Here is a 21,104-nt window from a genome sequence, read left to right on the forward strand (position 1 = left end):
TCTCCAGTCTCCAATCTCTAATCTCTAATCTCCTTAATTTATTGGTCGAAGATGAGGGAAAGTATACCGGATGCCTATGACCATGCAATGTAGCTGGCTTACAGATTGACGCACTCATTTTCCAAACTTATAATGACGCGCAAGATGACAAAGCAGACACCGTTCCAGAAATTCGAGGCATTGGCGCAGCGGCTTGTTGAAGGCAATTTGAACCGCTTTTTCGGTGGTGGCTTGGCCTTGCCGGATGTTGCCGCTGAGCTAGCCCGCGCGGTCGAAAATGACGTACTCGCCGGGTTGGCCCCCACGCAATACACGATGTATCTAAACGACAAGACGTTTGATGCGCTGGTAAAAGCTGAACCAGATGCGGCCGCGGAGCTAAAAAGCTATTTGGCCGCTTTTGTGCAGCAAGCAGACTTCTCTTTGCCACAGCTGCCACATTTAACATTGGTGGCTGACCCATCCAAAGGGATACGTGAGATTGCTATTGAAGGTCGCGAGGCAGAACAGCCTTCACACCACACCGTCACCCAAGTTCGCCAGGCTGTACCGGAAGCAGAGAGTCAGGCCACAGACATTGCCGCCCTCGATGCTTACCTCATTGTGGAGGGCCAGCGGCACGTGCCTTTGACTAAGCCGGTAACGCACCTGGGGCGAAGCACCGACAATGATGTGGTGTTGGATGCCCCTACCGTAAGCCGTAAACACGCTCAGATTCGCTGGCGATACGGCCGTTTCATCCTCTACGATGTGAGCAATCGGGGACGCACCAAAGTGAACAACCAGCCCATCAATGAGACAGTTCTTAAATCTGGCGATGTGATTGCCTTGAGTGATGTACTGCTCATTTATGGTGAAGGTGATACACAGCCCCGTCCTTCGCGCCCAACCAATAATCTTGTTGACGAAACGCAAATCCGCCCACCTGCCAAATGACCCCTGAACTTGTCTTACTCATTTTCCGTGTGCTTAGTGGCTTGCTGCTGTTGGGCTTTTTGGCGGGAATCGCCTGGTTCATTTACCGCGATATGCAGGTGACAGCCGCGGCGTTGGTGGAGCAGGAGCGGCCGTACGGCCGTCTGCGCATCATTGCCAACGAGGTAGAGCAGCCTGCCATCGACACCGCCTTTCCTTTGCTACCCATTACCAGCATTGGCCGCGCTGCCAGCAACACGGTGGTTTTGCCAGATGGCTACGCCAGTGCCGAACACGCCCTCATCACTCGCCGCGAAGGTAAATGGTGGCTGGAAGACCGAGGCAGCCGCAATGGGACGCTGCTGAATGATGTAGTATTGGAGGGAACGGCCGTTATCAGTGCGGGTGATGTCATCGCCGTCGGGGGAACCCAGTTAAAGCTAGAGGCATAGTCTAAAATGGGAAGTTTCCACTGGCTTTTTCGTCTTTACTTCTACACATTTTTATAAGCGAAAGGAGATTTAAGATGAATAAAAATCCGTGGGTCGCTGCTGTATTGAACTTTTTCTTTTTGGGGTTGGGTACATTGTATAACGGCCGTCGTAAACTCACTGGCATCGGGCTAACAGTGACGGCGGTGGTTTTCATCTATGTGGAGAATCAGCTACGGACGGTCGCACCGACCCTGTTTCCAATTATGTTCGGTGCTGTTTTTGTAGCTGCAACGGTTTTGGCGATTGACGCTTATAATGAAGCAAAAGCCATGTCTTAATCGTTCTAAAACTAGAGCTTTGAATCTGTGGGCTTCCCAAATTTCCGCTCAATCCAGGTGGTACGGCTGGCATCGAAGTGGGAGTGGGCGGCTTGCATAAACGGCCGCATATGGTTTCGCATATACTGTTCAACGCCCTGTTCCGTCGTTTTCGCTAACGTTTGACGATAACTTTCCAAAATCTTTTCATCAAACAACGCTGCCCCAGTACGTCCGGCAGCTTTGGCAATCCCCGTCCCCTTTTTGCCCCAATTCATCGCATCCATGGTCATGATGCCGCTCAACTGCTCGACTGAAATATTCTCACGGTTGGCGGTTTGCACCATGCGCTGCCAGAGGGAATCAAGCTGAGGAAGCAGGTTGGCAGACTTTGAAAATGCTTGACGATACCCACTCGTTAACTCGTTAGATAGGTTTGAAAATGCTTGACGATACCCACTCGTTAACTCGTTAGATAGGTTTGAAAATGCTTGACGATACCCACTCGTTAACTCGTTAGATAGGGTAGAAAGTTCTTCGCGTGAGAGGGGTGGCATGTCAACGGCCGTTGCGCTGTGACTGGTCGCCTGTTGAATTGCCTCAAACAGCTCCGCAACCTCGGTCTCTGCGGCAATAACGCCATCTTCTTTGAGACTCGCAACGAGCCGATGTAGATACACTTTGCTGCCACCCACTGTATCGCCAATGATGGCAAAGGCCCACAGTGGTGAAAATCCGATGGTAAGCAAGCCTGCTGCCTCTAACGCGGTTCCCACCATCTTTCTTTGGGCGTAATCTTCGCTAATTTCAAGCGCTTCCTCATCCTTCATCTCCGCGACTTGCTCAATAATGTATTGCTGGATCATGCCCAGCGTGACTTTGTAAGTTGTTGTGCCGCGCAAAGATTCTGGAATCAATGTTTCCGTCAGCAACGTGCTGGCACCAATCGCCACGGTGAAAGTAGAACGAATCGCTCGCTCTGATGTGCTCAATATTTGCACAAGCCCTTGTCTAAACCTTTTGGAGAATTGATTCATAATTGTTTCATGTGTATTTTAATTATTGGCTGACATCTTGAAGCAGTTTTTCTACTTCAAGCCACAATTCTGGTGCCTCAAGCAGTTCAGCAAATTGGCGCACCCAAAGCGCAATTCTGTTTTGATCCAAGTTTGGATTTGATGAAATAACTGCGGCAATATCCAATAAATCTTTTGGGCGATTAGCTACTGCTTTAAGAATGATTAAATCTTCTGGCGTTGGTAGGCGCACACTAATCGTTCCAATTTGATGGTTTTGGCTGCGTTCAACCGCTTCAATCTCAAAGGGAAGGAGACCAAGAGAAATATCTACGTTGATGCCAGTTGCTTGATGTTCAAGGAGAACAACCCGGCTGCGTTGAGCAAATTCAACAACATCAGGCAAGCGCGGAGTTAAGCCAACTTTTTCGGCAAGTTCAACCAACTGCGGGACGTCTTCAATGGAAAGTAACAGCATGGCATCGGCATCTGCTGTGAGTCGGGGCTTTCCCAAAATACTGGCAGCCACCCCGCCGATGACAATGCCTTGATCATCAAAATGCTCAATTAATTTTTGAATTGCTGCAATGGGAGATAATAGTGGTTCTAATTCATTAATTACAGTCATGAATTGCTGCGACTAAGATGAAGTTCCCTTAATTGATTCCACCGACCCCAAACGAGCATCTCATCTTGAGTATTTACGTCTTTTGCTAAATTAAGATCGGTTGCCATTCTAAATAGGGCATTGAGCTTTTTCCAACGATCAAGGGACGACTTCTGGCTCTCCTCTTCTCGCTCAAACTGCGCCACCAATTGCCACCGTTTTTGATTCTGCTGCAAAATAGTTTTGTCAAGCATGTTTTTGGAATCCCGCTTTGAATTCAGCATGACTGTAATTATAACATGAATCGCTGATTTTTTATGGAAGGGTGCTGAATGATGGGGTGTTGGCGGGAACGGCCGTTATCAGCGCGGGAACCGTTTTAAAGTTCGAATTATAGCTTCATTCTGTAGGTTGTTCGGATTCTTTTTTTCGAGTCAAATTAAACAAAGTAGCTAAAACTTCAACTTTCCGAAATAATTCATCATACGTGACAATTTCTACATCTTTCAGTCCCGTTCGAAAAAGCTCGAAAGATTTTCTTCGTGCGTCATCGTAAAGCTCTTTATTACCATTGCTAGCAATTAGAATACATTTTGGATTGAAAGAAGCTAACTTATACGGGGTATTAACGGTGATCTCTTTTACACTTTTGCTGAGAGTATTTCGGTAATCTTGTACTTGAATGACAGCATCAGATAGCTCAGAAGATGGTTTATGAATCCCTCGATATTTTGCACCCAATAGTTTAGTGACTGGTGTTTTAATCTCGATCAATATTGCTTCTCGTGAAGACTCGCTGGAAAACAAGTAATCAACGAATTTTGCATCTTTTCTTTCGACATTCATTCCGCCAACGTATGCTTTGTCCTGAATAAAAATTACTGGAACCGAGAAAACTTGAGACAATGCATATGAGTTTTCGGTAAAGACTTGTTGCCAATACTCTTCGTCACTATTAGATTGATTATTATCCCAAGTTCTTAGCATATTTATCAATCGCCGTGCTGAATGTCCCATCCAAATAACTTCTTCTAGATGTTCCTTAAAGATGGTCATTGATCGAAATCGCTCAGCGCAAGCCATTGCCCATACTGCTTCTTGTGTGTCGTTTTTTGCGATGGCGTCTTTGACAATACTTATAAAGACGCCATGTAAAAAAGCCCACCATTCAATGCTTGTTTTATTTTCTTGAAGAAGTTCAATTATTTCGTCTGAATGATCTGGATTGTCAATATCAAATTCTTTCAATAAGTCTGAATTCTTTAAGTAGGAGTCTGATAAATCCCCTAATTTAGCTATTTCTAAATCTAGCTCGTCTTTTTTGTTTGGTAGATCATCAATAAATAAAAGCTTTGCAAACCATTGAAGTCCTGACCTAAAAAATTGACCAGTGCTTTTTATAGGATTGAAAGATAGGGTTAGCCACTTGCGAGGAATTACAAAAGTGTCTCCTTCTCGGATATTAATCCCTTGACCATGGTTTACTCGTTCATGAACATACATCGTTCGACCACACCCTTCGCATTTACGAATGGAATGTGGGACGTCTTTTCGATCAACTATATCTTTGCACAGGTCACAAATCATAATTACTCAAATAAACTTTAAAATATCCATCAACAGAAATTTTAGCCAAAGTCGCGTTTGTCCTTTTCGTCGCTGGCGGTGTCGTCGTCGAGGATGGTGGGGGGGACAACGGGGCGGTAGGGCATAGTGAAGTAGCCGCGCGTGACTTTCTCTTTTTTGCCGATGCGTTGGACGCTGGCAACGCCGCCCGTCTCTTTATCGGGCCAGGATTCCACGAAGACGTCGTTGCGGCGGGGGAAGTTGGGGTCATAGACAAGGATGCGAATGCGTCCTTCATCAAGTTCCTCGTATTTGCAGGCTAAAATCTGGTGATTTTGCCAAATTTGCATTGTGTCGCGGGTGCTCACGTATACCATGCCGATGGGAGTGGGGATGCCTTTGTCTAGATTGGCGCGAATTTTTTGTAGCTCAACGGCCGTTCGCAAATGCACAGCCTTGTCAGACATAGCCATCCAGCGAACGAAGCGCACCACCTGCGTGCCTGCCGTCAGGCTGTCCACCTGCCGTTTGTGGATGTAGCGATGCAGCGGCGTGATCCGCCCTGGTCGGCGGCGACGCTGGGGGATTGTGCGCCCAGCCAGCAAAAAGTCCATAGCGGTGGAAATCATGCCGCCGCACAGCCCGTAAATATTGCTCACGCTGGGAATATCGGGAATGGAGGGGACTGAGAAGGGAATCCAATAGCCAGGGTAGCGGTTGACGTATTGGAAGCCGTGAGTTGCGGGAATGAACTCGATGGGCGGTGTTTCTGGCAGGCGGTAATCTCGCTGGTTGGGCTGTACGTCTGCTTTGTGGTTGCGCGGTTCGCCGTGATACGTGTAGCTAAATTGCAAATACGGCCGAAAAATATCGGCAAAATCCAGGTCACGCGCCTCGTCGTAAATGACGGTGAACAGCCCTTTATCATCGGACAAGCCGGGTTCCACGGTAAGATCGTCATCTTCACTAAAAACATCGGCATCGAACAGACGCACAGACACGTTAGCGGCAGGTGAGCCATTGGCAAACTGCACAATTCCAGTGAATGTTTGGGACATGAAACCCTCCTTGTTTTTGAATAGAGGACTGGCAGTCCTTAACCGAATTTAGATGCTAGCACTTCAAAGAGGACTGCCAGTCCTGGAATTTATTCCATTTTGAAGATGAGTTCATCGTTGGCGGCATTAACGGTCACGGCCGTTTCATCCCCAGTCGCCCCCGATTGACTCAATAAGAAATTAGCCAGCGGTTCGCGCAAATGGCGGGCGATGATACGGCGCAGCGGCCGTGCGCCAAACTCCGGCTGATCGTTTTGGGCTAACAGCCACTGCTTGGCCGCATCCGTCAGCGTTAGCGAGATATTTTGGTTGGCCGCCAGCCGGAACTCTTTTTTGAGTAGCAAATCGAGGATGAGGCCAAGCTGGTCACTGGTAAGCTGGTGGAACAGGATGATTTCATCGAGCCGATTGAGAAATTCCGGGCGGAAGAAACGATGTACTTCATCCATCACCAGATTCTTTTCGGTTTCGCCAATGTATGGGACGAGCATGTGGCGTGCACCCAAGTTGCTGGTCATGATGACGACGGTTTCGCTAAAGGTGGCTTGCCGCCCCTGGCTGTCCGTCAGGCGACCCTCTTCCATCACCTGTAGCAGCACATCAAAGACGCGCTGATGAGCTTTTTCTACCTCATCGAACAAGATGACAGTGTACGGCCGTTCCCTAACAAAATTGGTCAACTGCCCACCACCTTGAAAGCCAACGTATCCGGGCGGTGCGCCGATGAGCTTGTTGACACTGGCTTCTTCCTGAAACTCGCTCATGTCGAGCACCAGCATCGCATCTTCCGAACCAAACATGAATTCTGCCAACGCCTTGGCCAGCTCAGACTTGCCCACACCGCTGGGTCCCAGGAACAAGAAGGAACCAATCGGCCGTTTTGGATCGCGCAAACCCACTCTGGCAGTTTTTACGGCACGGCTCACGGCCAGAACGGCCGTTTCCTGCCCAATAATCCGCTTGTGTAAATGTTCCACCATGTTGGCGTATTTGCCCCGCTCATCTTCACCCAGCTTGCTCACCGGAATGTTGGTGATTTGGGCTGCGCCTTCCATCACGTCCTCCGGGTCAAGTCGATTGTCGGAGGCGATGCCCGGATACACAACTTCCGGGCTAGATGAGGCAATCCGCACCAGGGCGCAGCTGCGCTCCGCCAACTGCACGGCGGCGGCTGGCATGGCGATGGTTTTCATGTACTGGTTGGCAATCTGTGCGGCCGTTTCCATCGAGTCCAAATTAATCTCAACCTCGTACTCACTTTTTAACCGCTCCTGGTGGGCATGTAGGACGGAAATGGTCTCTTTTACCGTGGTTGGCGGCACATTTAACCGTTGTGTGTTTTGGCGGATGAGATTATTCTGGCTCAGAAGCTCATAATCTCCCGGCGTGGTCGTGCCGATTATGATTTGCTCATTGCCCAGCAGGGCTTTTTGCAATTCACGATTTACCTGATCGGGGAAGGGGGCGCGCAGCTTATCGGCAAAAAAGCGTTGGATGTTTGGCACCAGCAAAATGCCGCCGCTAGCGCGGCGCAGCCCGGCACGCATCGCTGCCAGCGGGTTCTCTAGCAGGGCCGTCTCGCTAATTTGCACCAGCGAGCGTAACTCGGTCACGCCATTCCCTTCGGCGATGGCTTGGGCCAGGCTTTGCCCTAGGGTTTGCTTGCCGGCACCCTCTGGCCCCACCAAAATGACGTGCCGATTTTGTGCCAGCGCAATCAGGCTGAGTAAATCACGCAACAATTCCTGCCGCTCATAGACCACCGTGGCGCGACCTTCCTTCGCCTCAGAGACAAAATCGTGAATGATGGGCGTGCCGTCTTGCCCCACGTCGTTGAGCAGGGTGAGTACGGCCGTTGGGTTCACCCCCGCCCGCTGCAAAACGGCCGATGTGGTGATGGGATGCTGGGCCATTGCCGCCAAAACATAGCCAGAACCCGCTTTAAGCTCCTCTCGCGCCTGGGCCATTGTCAACCCTTCATCGATAACCACCAGCATCTCCTCGTCTAGCGGCACGTCCTTGCCAAAATCATCGGTAAAGTAGAATTTGGCATTGCGACCCTTGTTGGTGTGCGCCATCATCTCTACCCGCCGCGTCAAATCATCCAAATCAAAGCCGCGCTGTTCCTTTAGCTGCTGCAAAATTTGGTGCGCTACCGATTTGGGATCGTCTAAAAAGGTTCGCAGTAGCAGGTGCGGCGTTAGCAGCTTGAGCTGGTACTCTTTTAGCTTGCTGCCTGCTGTGGTCATCAATCCGGCTAGTTCAGATGTGGGGATGTTTGGGTTCAGGTTGCTCATGGCGGCAATCTTACAACGCCGCCCCCCGTTCTGCCAACGATATTTGGACACGCTGCCGTGTTCAGAGAAGTTCAACTTTTGTCAAAAGTTGGACTTCTGAGCAAGCGCAAACAGGAGACTCTTGTGAAAACGAAAGAAAACCAGGTTTTGATTGGTAAAGAGAACAATATTGCAGGGATTGTGATGCTGCCCATGAAAGAGGCACCCAATCCCGCAGTTTTGCTTTTGCACGGCTTTGCCAGCCACAAAGACGAAGTTGGCAATATGTTTGCCGATTTAGCGATTGAATTGGCAAAACAGGGGGTTGGCTCGCTCCGGATAGATTTCCGGGGCTGGGGTGAAAGCGGGGGCGATATGGCAGATACGACTGTGTCCCGACTGTTGGAAGCTGCCCAAGTTGCCTCACGATATTTGCTGTCACACCAGGAGGTAGACCCGACTCGCCTTGGCATCATTGGTTTCAGTTTGGGTGCGGCCGTTGCCTTGCTTGCCGCTGCGGAAAATCCTGCACGGTTCAAGACGATGGCTTTGTGGTCACCGGCAAGACGTTTGCGGGAGCAGTTTCTTGAGTCGTTGGGAGAAGATAATTTTGCCACCGCTAAAAAGCACGGTCAGGTGACGATTGATTTGGGCTGGCACTCCGTGACATTAAAAAATGACTTCTTCGACAGCTTAGAAGCGTTCAATCCAGGGCATGCTATCAAAAAATTTCCGGGTGCTTTATTGGCAATTGCGGGCAGTTCGGATTCTCCAGCAGCGGAGAATGCCAGAAACTATGTCGCGGCGGCCGCAACATCTCAAAAGCGGCTGGTAATTATTGACGGAGCAAATCACACTTTCAACGTTTTATCCGGAGATTGCACTGTGGCAACCGGGGTGATTGCGGAAACAAGCCGCTGGATGCTTGAAACGCTGGCATGACGAGGGTTGTGCAACGACTACAAAAGTCTTACTAAAGCGAGGTTTCAAGCAGATTGCCCTGAGACTTTTGTAGTCTGCTTATTTTGATTGCGCTTTCTCGGCAGCGATGATTTGGCGGAGTTTGGTTTTGCGGCGTGCGCCACGCAGCGTTTCTAGCGTGCGGATGCCGAGCGGGTCAACTTTCTCGCGTAGCAACTGAACTTCTTCGGCCGTGGGCAGCTCGGTTTCGTGCAAATTGGGAGCAACTTCCAGGGGGAAGCCTGTCTTGGCCTGGATACGCTTGGGCGAAATGCCTGGGTGGTGGGTGGTGAGTCGGAGACGGCCGTTCTCACCCCAAAAATCAAACTGCCCCAAATCACTCACCAGATACGTTGGTCCGCTGCCTTGTGTACGCTTTGGAGAATGTCCCAGCCCACTGCGAAAATCAAGCTGCGGCACAAAGGTGTGTCGGCCGTGGCGTGGTACGTAAAGGCAAACATGCTCCTCATAAACGGTGACGTCGGGGATGCCAGCCGAACCAGGTAGCCGCAGCCGGGGCTTTTCGTAGCTGCCGCCCATAAACACATTATTGAAATTGCCAAATGGATCAACCTGGCCGGGCCGGAAAAACTCTTTGGGCTGGTAGCGGGGCAAAAAATCACAAACGCCGGTGATGAAGTTGATGCTAAACAGACCATTTTTCAGCCACAAATTTTCTACCGTTGCCAGACCCAGGGGCGCGAACTCCTGGCAAAACGTTTGCCCAATAGCCGAAATAAAGGTGAGGTTGGGGGCATGGGTGACCTTGGCCAGCAGGTAGCCGGCCGCCACCAGCGGCGTGGCCATTCCTTGGGCGACCAGTTCACCGTCCTTAATCTGGCGGCTAATGCAAACGCAAATCAGTTCGTCAATTGTGCACATAATTTTTAGCCACGGATTACGCGGATTTCTCAGATTTTTTCCGCTTGATTTCTCTGCGACTTTGCGGCTCTGCGTTAAATTCTTGCTTAATGTACGCTTCAAATTGCCCGGTATGGCAGGCATCAATGTAACGCAGGATTTCTTCGCCGTCGAGGGGGTAGGCGGGGTAGCAGGAGGTGGGCCACGCGCCGTTGGGAATATAGCAAACGGCCGTTACCGGCAGCCCTGTTAAATCCACTGGCCCTTCCAGCTTTTCCACCACTTCTTCGGCCGTCAAAATCACCGTTTTAGCCTCGTTGCTCAGCATCTCATCAATTGTGGGATTGCCGCCTAGGATGGCGTTGCCGAAGCGGTCAGCTTTTAACACATGGATGATGGCTACGTCCACTTCGATGGCAGGGAAAGCGGTTAACGTTTCGCCGCTGTACGGATCAATGATTGTTTTCACGTCGGGGCGCACTTTGAACAGATCGGTCCCCTGCCAGGCGCGGCTGGGGATGAAACCCAGCTTGCCCACCGCCGCCCGCAATCCACAGGCGATGCTTGCTTCGCTCTCTTCGATGATGGTGAGACGGCCGTCTTCCACCGCCTTCGTAAACATGGGAGCCAATCCAAACGATTCTAGCCCGAAGTAGCAGGTGCGCGTGTGGCTGACGCAGCCGCCACCCACCAGCATGTCGCTGGCCAGCCCGGCAGTAAACGCCAGCAGCGTCAGGTTTTGTGGGCGGGACTCCCGCTGCAGCAAGGCTCGCACAAACGCAACAGGACGCCGGTAAATGGTCATTCCACCCAGGGCGATGGTTTGATTGTTCTGGATGAGGGGGAGAACGGCCGTTAATTCCACCAATTTATCTTGCATAGACAAAGATTGTAGATGGTGGGACGCTGCCTGACAACGATTCCCCGACAATTGTCTTTCTGAACGAAGTGAGGAATCTTTCTGCTACCACAGGCAAGATTCCTCGTCGCTTCGCTCGCTCGGAATGACAGGTGAAGATAATGCTGTTTTTTGTATAATTGCTCAAACCAGCAACCAATTTAGATGCCGACATGAATTACGATCGACGCCAACTCAACGAATTTATCATCAAACATTTTACCGATGAAGAGCTACGCATCCTCTGCGCCGTGGAATTTCGGAGTGTGTACCATGATTTTTCCGACGGCTGGGGCAAGAAGCGCAAGGTTTTGGAGTTAATCGGCTGGTGCGAGCGAAACGCCCAGGAAGATAAATTGCTTACCATTTTGCAGCGGGAACGATCCAGACCGTTTCGCGCTGCTTTTGGCCGGACAAATGTACAGACAGAAATAGTTACCGTTCCCGTTGGCCAGCGAAACCCCCGCCAAATTTTCATCAGCCACGCTCACCAGGATGCGGAGCTGGCGCAGCGGTTGGCTGCTGATTTGCGCGATAACGGCTGGCAAACCTGGATTGCCCCTGACAGCATTCATCCGGGAGAGCAGTGGGTTGAAGCCATCAATCGCGGCTTGGAAGAGAGCGGCATTTTTATTGTGTTACTCACGCCAGAGGCCGTGCGCTCCAAATGGGTGAAGCGAGAAACCAACGTGGCGCTGAGTTTGGAGCACGAAGGGGAGCTTACGTTTTACCCGCTGGATGTAAAGTCCTGCCGCCCGCCAGCCCTATGGCGTGGCTATCAGTTCGTTCCATTCCAGAACGATTACCTGACTGATGTAGCCCGTCTGCTTAGGCTGTTGGCTGGCGAGGAGATTGCTTCCCAGCCCGCACAGCCAAAAGTTGAAGCTAAACCTGCTCCTGTAAAGACCGAAAAACCAAAACCTTCACCGGCCAGAATTGATGTGCAGCCACGTGAAAAACCCCAAATTCTCATACCCACCCCGCCGGATATTCGGGTGCATCCAAATACGGGCAAGGAGATGATACGCATCCCGGCGGGTGACTTTTTGTACGGGGAGAAAAAAGAAAGGCGGCATTTGCCTGAATTTTGGATTGCCAAAACGCCCGTGACCAATGAGGAATATGCCCGTTTTGTGGCGGCGACAGGGCACAATCCGCCAAGCCATTGGGATGATGCCAAATCGCCATTCCCAAAAATTGCCGATCATCCGGTCGTGTACGTTTCCTGGCATGATGCCGAGGCGTATGCCAATTGGGCTAGCTGCCAGTTGCCGACTGAGGAAGAATGGGAAAAAGCAGCCAGAGGTATTGATGGGCGCGAGTATCCATGGGGTAACGATTGGCAGGAAAAGCATTGCAATTCGAAAGAAGCTGGCATTGGCACAACTTCACCTGTAGAGCAGTTTTCACCCCAAGGTGACAGCCCTTATAGTTGCGTGGATATGAGCGGCAATGTGTGGGAGTGGACGGCTTCAAAATATCGGAAAGACAAAGATTGGATGTGCTTGCGCGGGGGCGCGTTCCTCAACGATCAGTGGCTCAGCCGCGCCGCGTACCGGGGCATCAACGATCCCGGCCTCAGGGACTACGCCGTCGGCTTTCGGGTTGCCGAACATCTCTCCATTTCTGGTTCCTGAATTCTGGATTTTCTGTTTTCTGGGGGGTCTGGGGGCTTGCCCCCAGCGGTTCTCCCTCCCCCTAACCCCCTCCCGAAGGGAGGGGGGATCAGGTTCCCTCCCCCGCCGGGGGAGGGCTAGGGAGGGGGCTGATTTTGCTCACTAGAAACCAACGCCTCACACTTCGCCAAAATCACCTGCAAAACCCCGTCAAGATTTTGCATCACCTCAACATTCCAAAAGCGAATAACGTGATTTCCCTGCTCTTCCAGCCAGGCCGTGCGTTCTGCGTCATATTTTTCTTGGAAGGCGTGGCTATCCCCATCTACTTCGACAATGAGCCGTGCTTCATGGCAATAAAAATCCACGATGTATGCCCCCAATGGCTGCTGCCGCCGAAACCTGAAGCCACCCAACTGTTTGCGCCGAAGGTGCTGCCACAGGCGGCGTTCTGGTTCGGTTGGCTGTTGGCGCATCTCGCGGGCGTGGTGTAGGAGGGTGGGATTTGTTGGTGGTTTCTTATTCATTTTGGCTGGGTGGAAATCTCCCTCCCCTTAATCCCCTCCCGGAGGGAGGGGAGGTTGGTGTTCCCTCCCCCGTCGGGGGAGGGTTAGGGGGGGGGTCTAGTTTTGTCGGTCCAGCACCATTTCGATGAGGGTTTCCATTTCGGTGCGGGCGGGGGATGAGGGGAGGTTGGCCAGGGCGGTGCGGGCGCGTACGGCCGTTTCTTCCGCCTGCATCCTGGCAATTTCTACCGCACCGGATTCGCGCAGGTTGGCCATCATGCGGGCAATGGGGTCGTCTTCTATTTCGGCGACGGCTTCTTTCACGGCCAAACCGCCATTTTGCGCGGCCATCACGCCCCGATTTTGAGCGATGTCGGTGCCAACGGGCTTGCCCAGCGTCTCTGGGTCGCCAATGATGTCCAGAATGTCGTCCACAATTTGGAAGGTGAGGCCGAGGTTGTAAGCGTAGGAGGCGAGCGCTTCTATCGTATCTTCGTCGGCATCGGCCAGCATGGCACCCATACGGGCAGCGGCTTCAAACAGGCTGGCCGTCTTGCGGCTGATGATGGTTTTGTACGTTTCGCGGTCCATATCACCCGCTTTGGCGGCGGCCGCCTGCAGCGTTTCGCCCTCTACCAGTTTGGTGGTGGCGGTGGCCATGATGACGTTGTACTCTGACGGGTAAGGGGCCATCATCTCGTAGACCTTAGTGAAGAGGTAGTCACCAGCCAGTAGGGCAAAGGTGCGCCCCCAGCGGGCGTGGACGGTAATTTGCCCGCGCCGCGTGGTGCTGTGGTCGTTGATGTCGTCGTGAACGAGGGTGGCGGTGTGTACCATCTCGATGGCGGCAGACATGGGAATGACGCGCTGGATGTCTTGTCCACCAGCAGCCAGATATGCCAAAATGCCTAGCTGCGGCCGTAGCCGCTTGCCGCCAGATTGAATGATGTGCAATCCGGCATCTTGCAGCACATCCACGTCGCTGCTTACGATGTCTCGCAACTGTTTTTCTACTGCTTCCAGTCCTTCTTGCACAATGTTATTTAGCATAAGATTTACCTTGTTCACAACTTTCAATTTTTTTTGAACGATATGTGAATTATAAAATAGAGTCAGAGCGGCGTCAAGGGAATTGTGAAAATTATCGCAACCTCTTAAACTAATTATTGGCCACAGAGGACACAGAGAAAAAAGAGAAATATCTCTAAACCCTCTGTGTCCTTGTATGATTGAAAATGAGAGATAATCAGCGTATACAGATTACTTCTCAAGCAGCAGGGTGATGTTCATTTGTGACCAAAGTCATCAAACTCGGCACAGAGATTAACGCCCCTGCTGCATACTCTATCAAGAGGACGAACGGTATCTAAAGCCACTTTCAGGGTTGAGCTTGAATTCGCAAGAAGGTTCGCTGGATAGAGTTAACCCTCAAGGATGGAACCGATGTTAACGATGAGCCTTGGTATCGATATTTCTAAAGATAAGCTAGATGTCGCTCTCTATCAAACAGGTCGCTACAAAACAGGCAGCTTCAGCAACGACAAAGACGGCTGGCGACGGTTGGCTAAATGGCTCAAGAAGCAAAAGGCCAAAGGGGTTCATGTCTGCCTTGAAGCCACGGGTCGATACGGTGAAGGGGTAGCGATGTACTTAGACAAATGTGGCTATGCTGTGAGTGTGGTCAACCCAGCTCGCATCAAAGCCTATGGCCAGAGCCAGCTTCAACGCAATAAAACAGACCAGCAAGATGCCAAGGTGATTGCCCATTTCTGTGCCACCCAAAACCCAAGCCTATGGGCACCGCCATCGCCAGAGGTGCAGGAGCTGCAAGCCCTGTCTCGTCGTTTGGAAACGTTGAAAGCTGACCGAACCCGAGAACTGAATCGGCAACAATCTGGTCTCACCTCTGAGACCGTTCTGACCAACATTGCTGCCCATATTGCTTTTCTTAACGACCAGATTGCTGAGATTGAACAGCAAATGCGTGACCTAATTGACCAAGACCCTGACCTTGGCCAACAACATGAGTTGTTGACGTCGATTCCTGGTATTGGTGACATCACCGCTGCCAATTTCATGGCCGAAGTCCCTGATGTAACCCGGTTTGAGTCCGCTGGACAGTTGGCAGCCTATGCCGGGCTATCGCCACGCAAACACCACTCAGGCTCATCCATTCATCGACCCGGCCGTTTGGTTAAGATAGGCAATCGTCGTTTTCGCGCTGTGATGTATATGCCTGCCTTGTCAGCGATGCGTCACAATCCAATTGTCCAGGCACTCGTCGCTAGGTTGACCGCCAAGGGCAAGAGCCGCATGACGATTGTGGGGGCAGCGATGCGAAAACTGGTTCATTTGGCTTTTGGTGTTTTGAAGCATCGACGGCCGTTTGACCCTAATTATCTTGTTAATCTGCAGGGTACCACTTGATTTTTATCACGGTATCTCTGTGGCACCGTATTTTCGCCTGTTTATGATGATATAAGATATTATTTGTTTGGCAATGTGAATGTCGGCCATTCATTCTAGAGTATAGTCCTGTTTGGCGGTACGGCCGTTTTCAATAATTTTCGCTTAAGAATCTATCCAAAACAGCCACAGAGGGATGAGCGAGTTGTGAGAAATAAACCTTCTCCTCAAAAAATCTCTGTGGTCTCTGTGGCCAATATTTGAATTTGCAGTGAGGAAGAGGTGAATGGACGCATTAAAGCGCAGAATTGAGCAAGAAGGGCAAAATTTGGGGCGGGGCATCCTCAAAATTGACAGTTTTTTGAACCACCAGATTGATGCAATCTTGATGGAGCAGATTGGCGAGACGATTGCCGCACAGTTTGCGGATACCAAGCCGACACGGGTGCTCACCGCCGAAGTGAGTGGCTTGATTCCAGCGGCAATGACGGGTAAAGCGTTGGGCAACATTCCTGTGGTGTACGCCCGTAAAAAGAAACCAATCACGATGATGGAACCTGTGTATGTGGAAAATGCACCTAGCCACACCAAGGGTAGCGTGGTGTCGTTGATGGTGTCTCCAGAATTTTTGCATTCAGAGGACAGAATCTTGATTGTGGACGATTTTTTGGCCACTGGGCGTACTATTGCCGCCCTGGCGCGCATTGTGCAAAGCAGCGGGGCGACGCTGGTGGGCATTGCCACGGTGGTGGAAAAAACGTTTGAAGGTGGGCGCGATATGCTGGCGGATTGGGACGTGCCAATCTTTTCAGCCGTAGCGATTGTCGATATGTCAGACGGCCGTATCCAACTCGCTTAAGAATTTGGCCACAGAGGACACAGAGGTGAAAGAGAAAACCTCTAATTCCTCTGTGCCCTCTGTGGCAAAGTAAAAAAATGCTTGAAAAGCCTACTGTTGCTGATGAAGCCATTGTGGCCTGTGTGCAGGATGCATTTGGGTTGAAGGTGCGTGAGATTTCATTTTTACCGTTGGGGGCGGATATGAATACGGCCGTTTACCGTCTTATCACACCAGCGCAGGAACCTTACTTTCTCAAACTCAGAAGCGGCCTGTTTAAGGAAACCTCTGTAACCTTGCCTCGATTTTTGCTTGAGCAGGGAGTTAGCGAATTGATTTCACCATGCCTAACAAAATCAGGCACGCTGTGGGTCGCTTTGGCTGATTACAAGGTGATGCTTTACCCTTTCATCAATGGACATGATGCGTATGATGTGCCTCTGACGGATGCCCTGTGGCGGCAGTTTGGCAGGGCGTTGAAGAAGGTGCATACGGCCGTACTGCCACAATCCCTTGCCAAATCAATCCCAAGGGAAACCTACTCGCCCAAGTGGCGGCAAATGGTTACAAAATTCATGCAGCAAATTCAGGAGCAACTCTTTGAGGAGCCTGTGGCGCGTAAAATGGCGACTTTCCTGACCGAGCAGCAGGCGAGCGTGGCTCGATTGGTAGCGCATACGGAACAGTTAGCCCAAATTGTGCAGAAACGGCCGCAGCAAAATGTCCTTTGTCACAGCGATATTCACGCCTGGAATTTACTCATCAGCGAGAGTGGCGTACTCTACATCGTGGATTGGGACGATCCCATTTTGGCACCCAAAGAGAGGGGTTTGATGTTTGTTGGCGCGGGGTTAGGCAATATCTGGCACACACCGCGCGAAGAAGCACTTTTTTACGAAGGGTATGGCTCAACTAAGATAATGTATGAACTGCTAGAATATTATCGCTGTGAACGCATTATTCAGGACATTGCCGTCTATTGTGAACAAATATTTTTATCTGTTGAAGGTGGTGACGTTCGGGAAACATCGTATCGCAATTTAGCGTCCAATTTCTTGCCCAACCGGACAATTGACATTGCCATCAACTCCAGGAGGCATATAAGTTGATAACAGCCCACGATACGATCATTATTCTCGATTACGGTTCACAATATAGCCAGCTTATTGCCCGACGGGTGCGTGAAGCGAAGGTGTACAGTCGCCTCGTTTCTTGGTCTACGCCAGCGGCTGAGGTGATGGCTTACCAGCCCAAAGGATTCATCCTTAGCGGGGGCCCTAACAGCGTTTACGACGACGGCGCACCGACCTTGCCAGATTACGTGATTGACAGTGGCTTGCCGGTACTAGGCATTTGTTACGGCATGCAGCTTTTGGCCAGGCGTTTTGGCGGAAAGGTAGGGTATAGTCAGCATCGAGAATATGGCCCTGCGATATTAACTGTCGATCAAACAGACGATCCGTTATTTAGAGATTGGAGATTGGAGAATGAACCAACTAATCTCCAATCTCCAATCTCCAATCTCCAGCAGGTGTGGATGAGTCATGGTGATAAGGTAGAGGCTTTGCCAAGTGGCTTTCGGCCGTTGGCGCATTCAGACAATTCACCGTTTGCGGCGGCGGCTGACGTAGCGAGAGGGTATTACGCGGTACAGTTTCATCCAGAAGTGGTCCATACGACGCAGGGGGCACAGCTTTTAAGCAACTTTGTCCACCACATTTGTGGCTGTGGTGCCGATTGGACGCCCGTAAACTTCATTGATGAACAGGTGGCGTTAATTCGGGCGCAGGTGGGGAACGGCCGTGTTGTGCTTGGCCTTAGTGGTGGAGTAGATTCGGCCGTGGCGGCTGCGCTCATTCACAAAGCCATTGGCGAGCAGCTCACCTGCATTTTTGTAGATCACGGTTTGTTACGACAGAACGAAGCCGTGCAGGTGGTGGAAACATTCCAGCAGGAGCAGGGAATGAATCTGATTGCCGTGAATGCTGTGGAAGAATATTTGGAAGCATTAGCAGGTGTCACCGAGCCTGAGCAGAAGCGGCGCATCATTGGCGAAAAGTTCGTGCGGATTTTTGAGCGCGAGGCCGACAGACTGGGGCAGATCGATTTTCTGGCGCAGGGAACCATCTACCCAGACGTGATTGAAAGCGCGGGCAAGGGTAAAAAGGATGCCCACGTCATCAAAACGCACCACAATGTGGGCGGCTTGCCGGATGATATAGATTTTGAGTTGGTGGAACCGCTGCGCGAGCTTTTTAAGGATGAGGTGCGGACGGTCGGCACGGCACTGGGCTTGCCAGACAGCATTGTTTGGCGGCAGCCGTTCCCGGGGCCAGGGCTGGCTATTCGCTGCTTGGGGGAGATTACCTGGGAGCGGTTGGAGCGGCTACGGTTGGCAGATGCCATCTTTGTAGATGAGCTGCGCCAGGCGGAGATGTTACGCGCGGGAACGCAGCAATCGTTTGCGGTGCTGCTACCGGTGAAGAGTGTGGGGGTGATGGGCGACGGCCGTACTTACCAGGAAGTGATTGCCCTGCGTGCCGTCACCACCGAGGATTTCATGACGGCAGATTGGGCCAGATTGCCCTACGATCTGCTGGCGAAGGTAAGCCGCCGCATCGTCAACGAGGTCGCTGGCGTGAACCGGGTTGTTCTAGACATCACCTCCAAGCCACCGGGGACGATCGAGTGGGAATAGTGCAACGGAACGGCCGTTATTTGCGTAACGGTATATAGATTTTGGTGACTTTCAAAGAGATTGGAGATCGGACATTTAAGCGTGTGGTCTCCAGTTTCTAATTTCAAAATGCACAGCGTTTAGGAGGTGTTTCAATGGATTTCGGGCAGCTTTTCCGGCGTGGCTGGGAGATTGTTTGGCAAAATAAGTTCCTCTTTATTTTAGGGTTTTTGGCCGCTTTGGGTGGCGGCAGCGGTGGTGGTGGCAACGGCAACTTTAATTTCAGCGTACCGTCTGGCAGCTCCTCATCTGAACCATTTCCCCCGGAAATAATCGATCAGTTTAACACGTTTTGGACAGATTTTGGCGGGCTAGTTCTTGGTCTGGTTTGCTTCTTCTTCATTTTGGGCATCGTCTTCTGGCTGATTCGTCTGGCCGCCCAGGGTGGCCTTATTGAAGCCGTAGACCGCATCGAGGTAGGCGAAAAAATGAGCTTCGGTACTGCATTTTCAGCGGGTGTGGCTCGGATTGGCGGCTTGGTTGGGCTAAATCTTCTTCTTAACCTGCCGTTTATCCTTTTTGGCTTGGTGATTGGCGGCGGTTTTGCCTATGTTGGCTTTTCCATTTTTCAAAACGGTGGCAATATTTCTGATGCAATGGGCGGCACCATAAGCCTTTTGGCGGTTTGTGGAGGGCTTTTGGCCTGTTTGCTCATCCCTTTGGGCCTCATTGTGACCTTTGTTCAGCCGTTTGCCCAGCGTGGCTTGATGCTCAAACAGCTTGGCGTTGTTGACAGCATTCGGCATGGCTGGGATGTGCTGCGCCAAAACTTGGGGGACATCTTCTTGTTGGCCATTGCCTTTTTGGTGCTGGGGTTCCTGGTGGGTTTGGTATCCCTGGTTGTCATGATTCCGCTGGCCTTTTTGGCGGCTGGGCCTGTGCTGTTTGATCTTATCCAGGGCAATCAGATTGATTTTGGCATGACAGAAATTATCACGCTGGCATTTGGTGGTATTTGTTTGGGGTTGGCTGGTGCGGCCGTAAATTCCGTTCTTACGGCTTATCGGTCGGCCACGGTTACGTTGGCTTACCAACATTTTGTGCAAAAAGATGGGGGCCAAAAAGCGGTAATCGGTAATCAGTAATCGGTATTCAGGACTTGACACCTTGACAGAGCGCTCTTAACCGAGTACCGATAAGCGCTATGACCCCTGACTTACTCTCGCGTTCCTGGAAGCTGCTGCGGCAGCACCCGTTCCTGCTTTGGTTGGGGTTAGGGATGAGCTTGAGCAGCTTGTTTGGTACGGGTTGGCGGCTGTGGCTGGGGCAGTTGATCACGCTGGATTTTGCCCAGCTAACGGATATTCAAACAGTTGAGTCACTGCTGTTTAGCAGTGAGATTGCTAGCGCAATTGCGCCAATGCAGCAGCTCTTTTTACGGGGGCTGCTGCTTGCTTTTGGCCAGTTTGTGCTGGTTTGGCTCATTGCTCTCATGGTGGAGGCGGGGATTATTACGGCCGTTGCTACCACCGAACCCAACCAACCAATCAACCTGTGGCGGTCGCTGCGCCAGGGGCAGGCCTGGCTGGGTCGCTTCTTGGCGATTGATCTGCTCGTCTTTTTCCCCTGGTTTCTCATCGCTTTGCTCATGCTGGCGGCTGTCTTAATTTTGGCCTTAGTGCTGGCTAGTTTTGCCACCAGCGAGCCGAGTGCAGGCACTGTTTTTGCCACTACCGGGCTGGGACTCATGTGCATCATTGGTTTGGCGGTATTGCTTATGCCAGTGGGATTAGCGTCCTTTTGGTTCCGGCTGCTCACGTTTCGGGAGGCGGTTTTGCAGGGAGTGGCAGGGCAAACGGCCGTACGCCAAACGTGGCAGCGCATCCGGCAAAACTTTGGCGATCTGTTTGTGCTCATTGTGATGCTGTGGGGTGGGCAAACGCTGCTTTTGGGCGCACTCAACCTTATCACCTCGCCGCTGCTCACCTGGCTGACGCCTCTCACCAATTCAGATACAATCGCCCTGCAAGCAACGTCCTGGCTGGCACTGCTGCTAACCACTTTTGCCGTCTGGCTGGTGCGCGGCAGTGTCACTGCTTTTGTGGCTATCGCCTGGACGCTGGCGCATAAAAATTTGGTTGATAGTGGTTAGT

Annotated in this window: 21 protein-coding genes; 11 read left to right on the forward strand and 10 right to left on the reverse strand. The window is 51.4% G+C overall.

Annotated features, from left to right (window positions below; genetic code table 11):
- Positions 1-144 precede the first annotated feature (144 nt).
- From ACOQPU_RS26415 to ACOQPU_RS26425, 3 genes are all read left to right on the forward strand, one after another.
- On the forward strand, positions 145-936 hold the full coding sequence (locus ACOQPU_RS26415) for an FhaA domain-containing protein (RefSeq protein ID WP_420642817.1): 792 nt from the start codon (positions 145-147) through the stop codon (positions 934-936).
- On the forward strand, positions 933-1,367 hold the full coding sequence (locus ACOQPU_RS26420) for an FHA domain-containing protein (protein WP_420642818.1): 435 nt from the start codon (positions 933-935) through the stop codon (positions 1,365-1,367). Before ACOQPU_RS26415 ends, ACOQPU_RS26420 begins: the two co-directional genes overlap by 4 nt.
- 74 nt (positions 1,368-1,441) lie before the next feature.
- A complete protein-coding gene (locus ACOQPU_RS26425; RefSeq protein WP_420642819.1) occupies positions 1,442-1,687 on the forward strand; it encodes a hypothetical protein in 246 nt (81 codons plus the stop codon).
- A gap of 11 nt (positions 1,688-1,698) precedes the next feature.
- Here the strand turns inward: ACOQPU_RS26425 and ACOQPU_RS26430 are convergent, their stop codons facing one another.
- The 6 genes from ACOQPU_RS26430 to ACOQPU_RS26455 form a co-directional block, all read right to left on the reverse strand.
- Positions 1,699-2,658, reverse strand: a complete 960-nt coding sequence (locus tag ACOQPU_RS26430) for a hypothetical protein (protein ID WP_420642820.1) — start codon at positions 2,656-2,658, stop codon at positions 1,699-1,701.
- A gap of 67 nt (positions 2,659-2,725) precedes the next feature.
- Positions 2,726-3,310 (reverse strand): nucleotidyl transferase AbiEii/AbiGii toxin family protein, encoded by a 585-nt coding sequence (locus ACOQPU_RS26435; protein ID WP_420642821.1) that lies wholly within the window; start codon positions 3,308-3,310, stop codon positions 2,726-2,728.
- Entirely contained in the window at positions 3,307-3,543 is a 237-nt protein-coding gene (locus ACOQPU_RS26440) for a hypothetical protein (RefSeq protein WP_420642822.1), read from the reverse strand. The genes ACOQPU_RS26435 and ACOQPU_RS26440 overlap by 4 nt, the downstream gene beginning before the upstream one ends.
- Before the next feature lie 145 nt (positions 3,544-3,688).
- Positions 3,689-4,792 (reverse strand): Shedu anti-phage system protein SduA domain-containing protein, encoded by a 1,104-nt coding sequence (locus ACOQPU_RS26445; protein WP_420642823.1) that lies wholly within the window; start codon positions 4,790-4,792, stop codon positions 3,689-3,691.
- Positions 4,793-4,917: 125 nt separating this feature from the next.
- The gene (locus ACOQPU_RS26450; RefSeq protein ID WP_420642824.1) at positions 4,918-5,913 is read right to left on the reverse strand and encodes a hypothetical protein; all 996 of its coding nucleotides are present in this window, start codon (positions 5,911-5,913) and stop codon (positions 4,918-4,920) included.
- A gap of 89 nt (positions 5,914-6,002) precedes the next feature.
- Positions 6,003-8,210, reverse strand: a complete 2,208-nt coding sequence (locus tag ACOQPU_RS26455; protein WP_420642825.1) for an AAA family ATPase — start codon at positions 8,208-8,210, stop codon at positions 6,003-6,005.
- A gap of 123 nt (positions 8,211-8,333) precedes the next feature.
- Here ACOQPU_RS26455 and ACOQPU_RS26460 point away from each other — a divergent pair, with 123 nt between their 5' ends.
- Positions 8,334-9,131: an alpha/beta hydrolase family protein gene (locus tag ACOQPU_RS26460; RefSeq protein WP_420642826.1), complete on the forward strand. Its 798-nt coding sequence runs from the start codon at positions 8,334-8,336 to the stop codon at positions 9,129-9,131.
- 78 nt (positions 9,132-9,209) lie between these two features.
- Here the strand turns inward: ACOQPU_RS26460 and ACOQPU_RS26465 are convergent, their stop codons facing one another.
- Together ACOQPU_RS26465 and ACOQPU_RS26470 are read right to left on the reverse strand one after the other, a co-directional pair.
- Entirely contained in the window at positions 9,210-10,031 is an 822-nt protein-coding gene (locus ACOQPU_RS26465; protein ID WP_420642827.1) for a ketoacid-CoA transferase, read from the reverse strand.
- A 16-nt stretch (positions 10,032-10,047) separates the two neighbouring features.
- Positions 10,048-10,890, reverse strand: coding sequence for a CoA transferase subunit A (locus ACOQPU_RS26470; protein WP_420642828.1), 843 nt, complete (start codon positions 10,888-10,890; stop codon positions 10,048-10,050).
- Between the two features lie 191 nt (positions 10,891-11,081).
- Between ACOQPU_RS26470 and ACOQPU_RS26475 the strand changes: the two genes are divergently transcribed.
- Complete coding sequence (locus ACOQPU_RS26475) at positions 11,082-12,545, forward strand: SUMF1/EgtB/PvdO family nonheme iron enzyme (protein WP_420642829.1); 1,464 nt, start codon at positions 11,082-11,084, stop codon at positions 12,543-12,545.
- Positions 12,546-12,661: 116 nt separating this feature from the next.
- Here the strand turns inward: ACOQPU_RS26475 and ACOQPU_RS26480 are convergent, their stop codons facing one another.
- Entirely contained in the window at positions 12,662-13,051 is a 390-nt protein-coding gene (locus tag ACOQPU_RS26480; protein WP_420642830.1) for an endonuclease domain-containing protein, read from the reverse strand.
- 96 nt (positions 13,052-13,147) lie between these two features.
- Complete coding sequence (locus tag ACOQPU_RS26485; RefSeq protein ID WP_420642831.1) at positions 13,148-14,080, reverse strand: polyprenyl synthetase family protein; 933 nt, start codon at positions 14,078-14,080, stop codon at positions 13,148-13,150.
- Between the two features lie 393 nt (positions 14,081-14,473).
- Here ACOQPU_RS26485 and ACOQPU_RS26490 point away from each other — a divergent pair, with 393 nt between their 5' ends.
- The 6 genes from ACOQPU_RS26490 (at position 14,474) to ACOQPU_RS26515 (ending at position 21,103) form a co-directional block, all read left to right on the forward strand.
- The gene (locus tag ACOQPU_RS26490) at positions 14,474-15,457 is read left to right on the forward strand and encodes an IS110 family transposase (RefSeq protein WP_420642832.1); all 984 of its coding nucleotides are present in this window, start codon (positions 14,474-14,476) and stop codon (positions 15,455-15,457) included.
- A 265-nt stretch (positions 15,458-15,722) separates the two neighbouring features.
- Positions 15,723-16,295 carry a xanthine phosphoribosyltransferase gene (gene xpt / locus ACOQPU_RS26495; RefSeq protein WP_420642833.1) on the forward strand — a complete coding sequence of 191 codons (573 nt, stop codon included), beginning with the start codon at positions 15,723-15,725 and terminating at the stop codon, positions 16,293-16,295.
- A gap of 77 nt (positions 16,296-16,372) precedes the next feature.
- Positions 16,373-17,383, forward strand: coding sequence for a phosphotransferase (locus tag ACOQPU_RS26500; RefSeq protein WP_420642834.1), 1,011 nt, complete (start codon positions 16,373-16,375; stop codon positions 17,381-17,383).
- A complete protein-coding gene (gene guaA, locus ACOQPU_RS26505; protein ID WP_420645876.1) occupies positions 17,383-18,972 on the forward strand; it encodes a glutamine-hydrolyzing GMP synthase in 1,590 nt (529 codons plus the stop codon). The genes ACOQPU_RS26500 and guaA overlap by 1 nt, the downstream gene beginning before the upstream one ends.
- Positions 18,973-19,106: 134 nt before the next feature.
- On the forward strand, positions 19,107-20,096 hold the full coding sequence (locus ACOQPU_RS26510) for a DUF7544 domain-containing protein (protein ID WP_420642835.1): 990 nt from the start codon (positions 19,107-19,109) through the stop codon (positions 20,094-20,096).
- Between the two features lie 59 nt (positions 20,097-20,155).
- The gene (locus ACOQPU_RS26515; RefSeq protein ID WP_420642836.1) at positions 20,156-21,103 is read left to right on the forward strand and encodes a hypothetical protein; all 948 of its coding nucleotides are present in this window, start codon (positions 20,156-20,158) and stop codon (positions 21,101-21,103) included.
- The last annotated feature ends 1 nt before the right edge of the window (position 21,104 follow it).

Origin of the sequence: Candidatus Leptofilum sp. (assembly GCF_965223285.1) — a bacterium.
Taxonomy (GTDB): Bacteria; Chloroflexota; Anaerolineae; order Promineifilales; family Promineifilaceae; genus Leptofilum.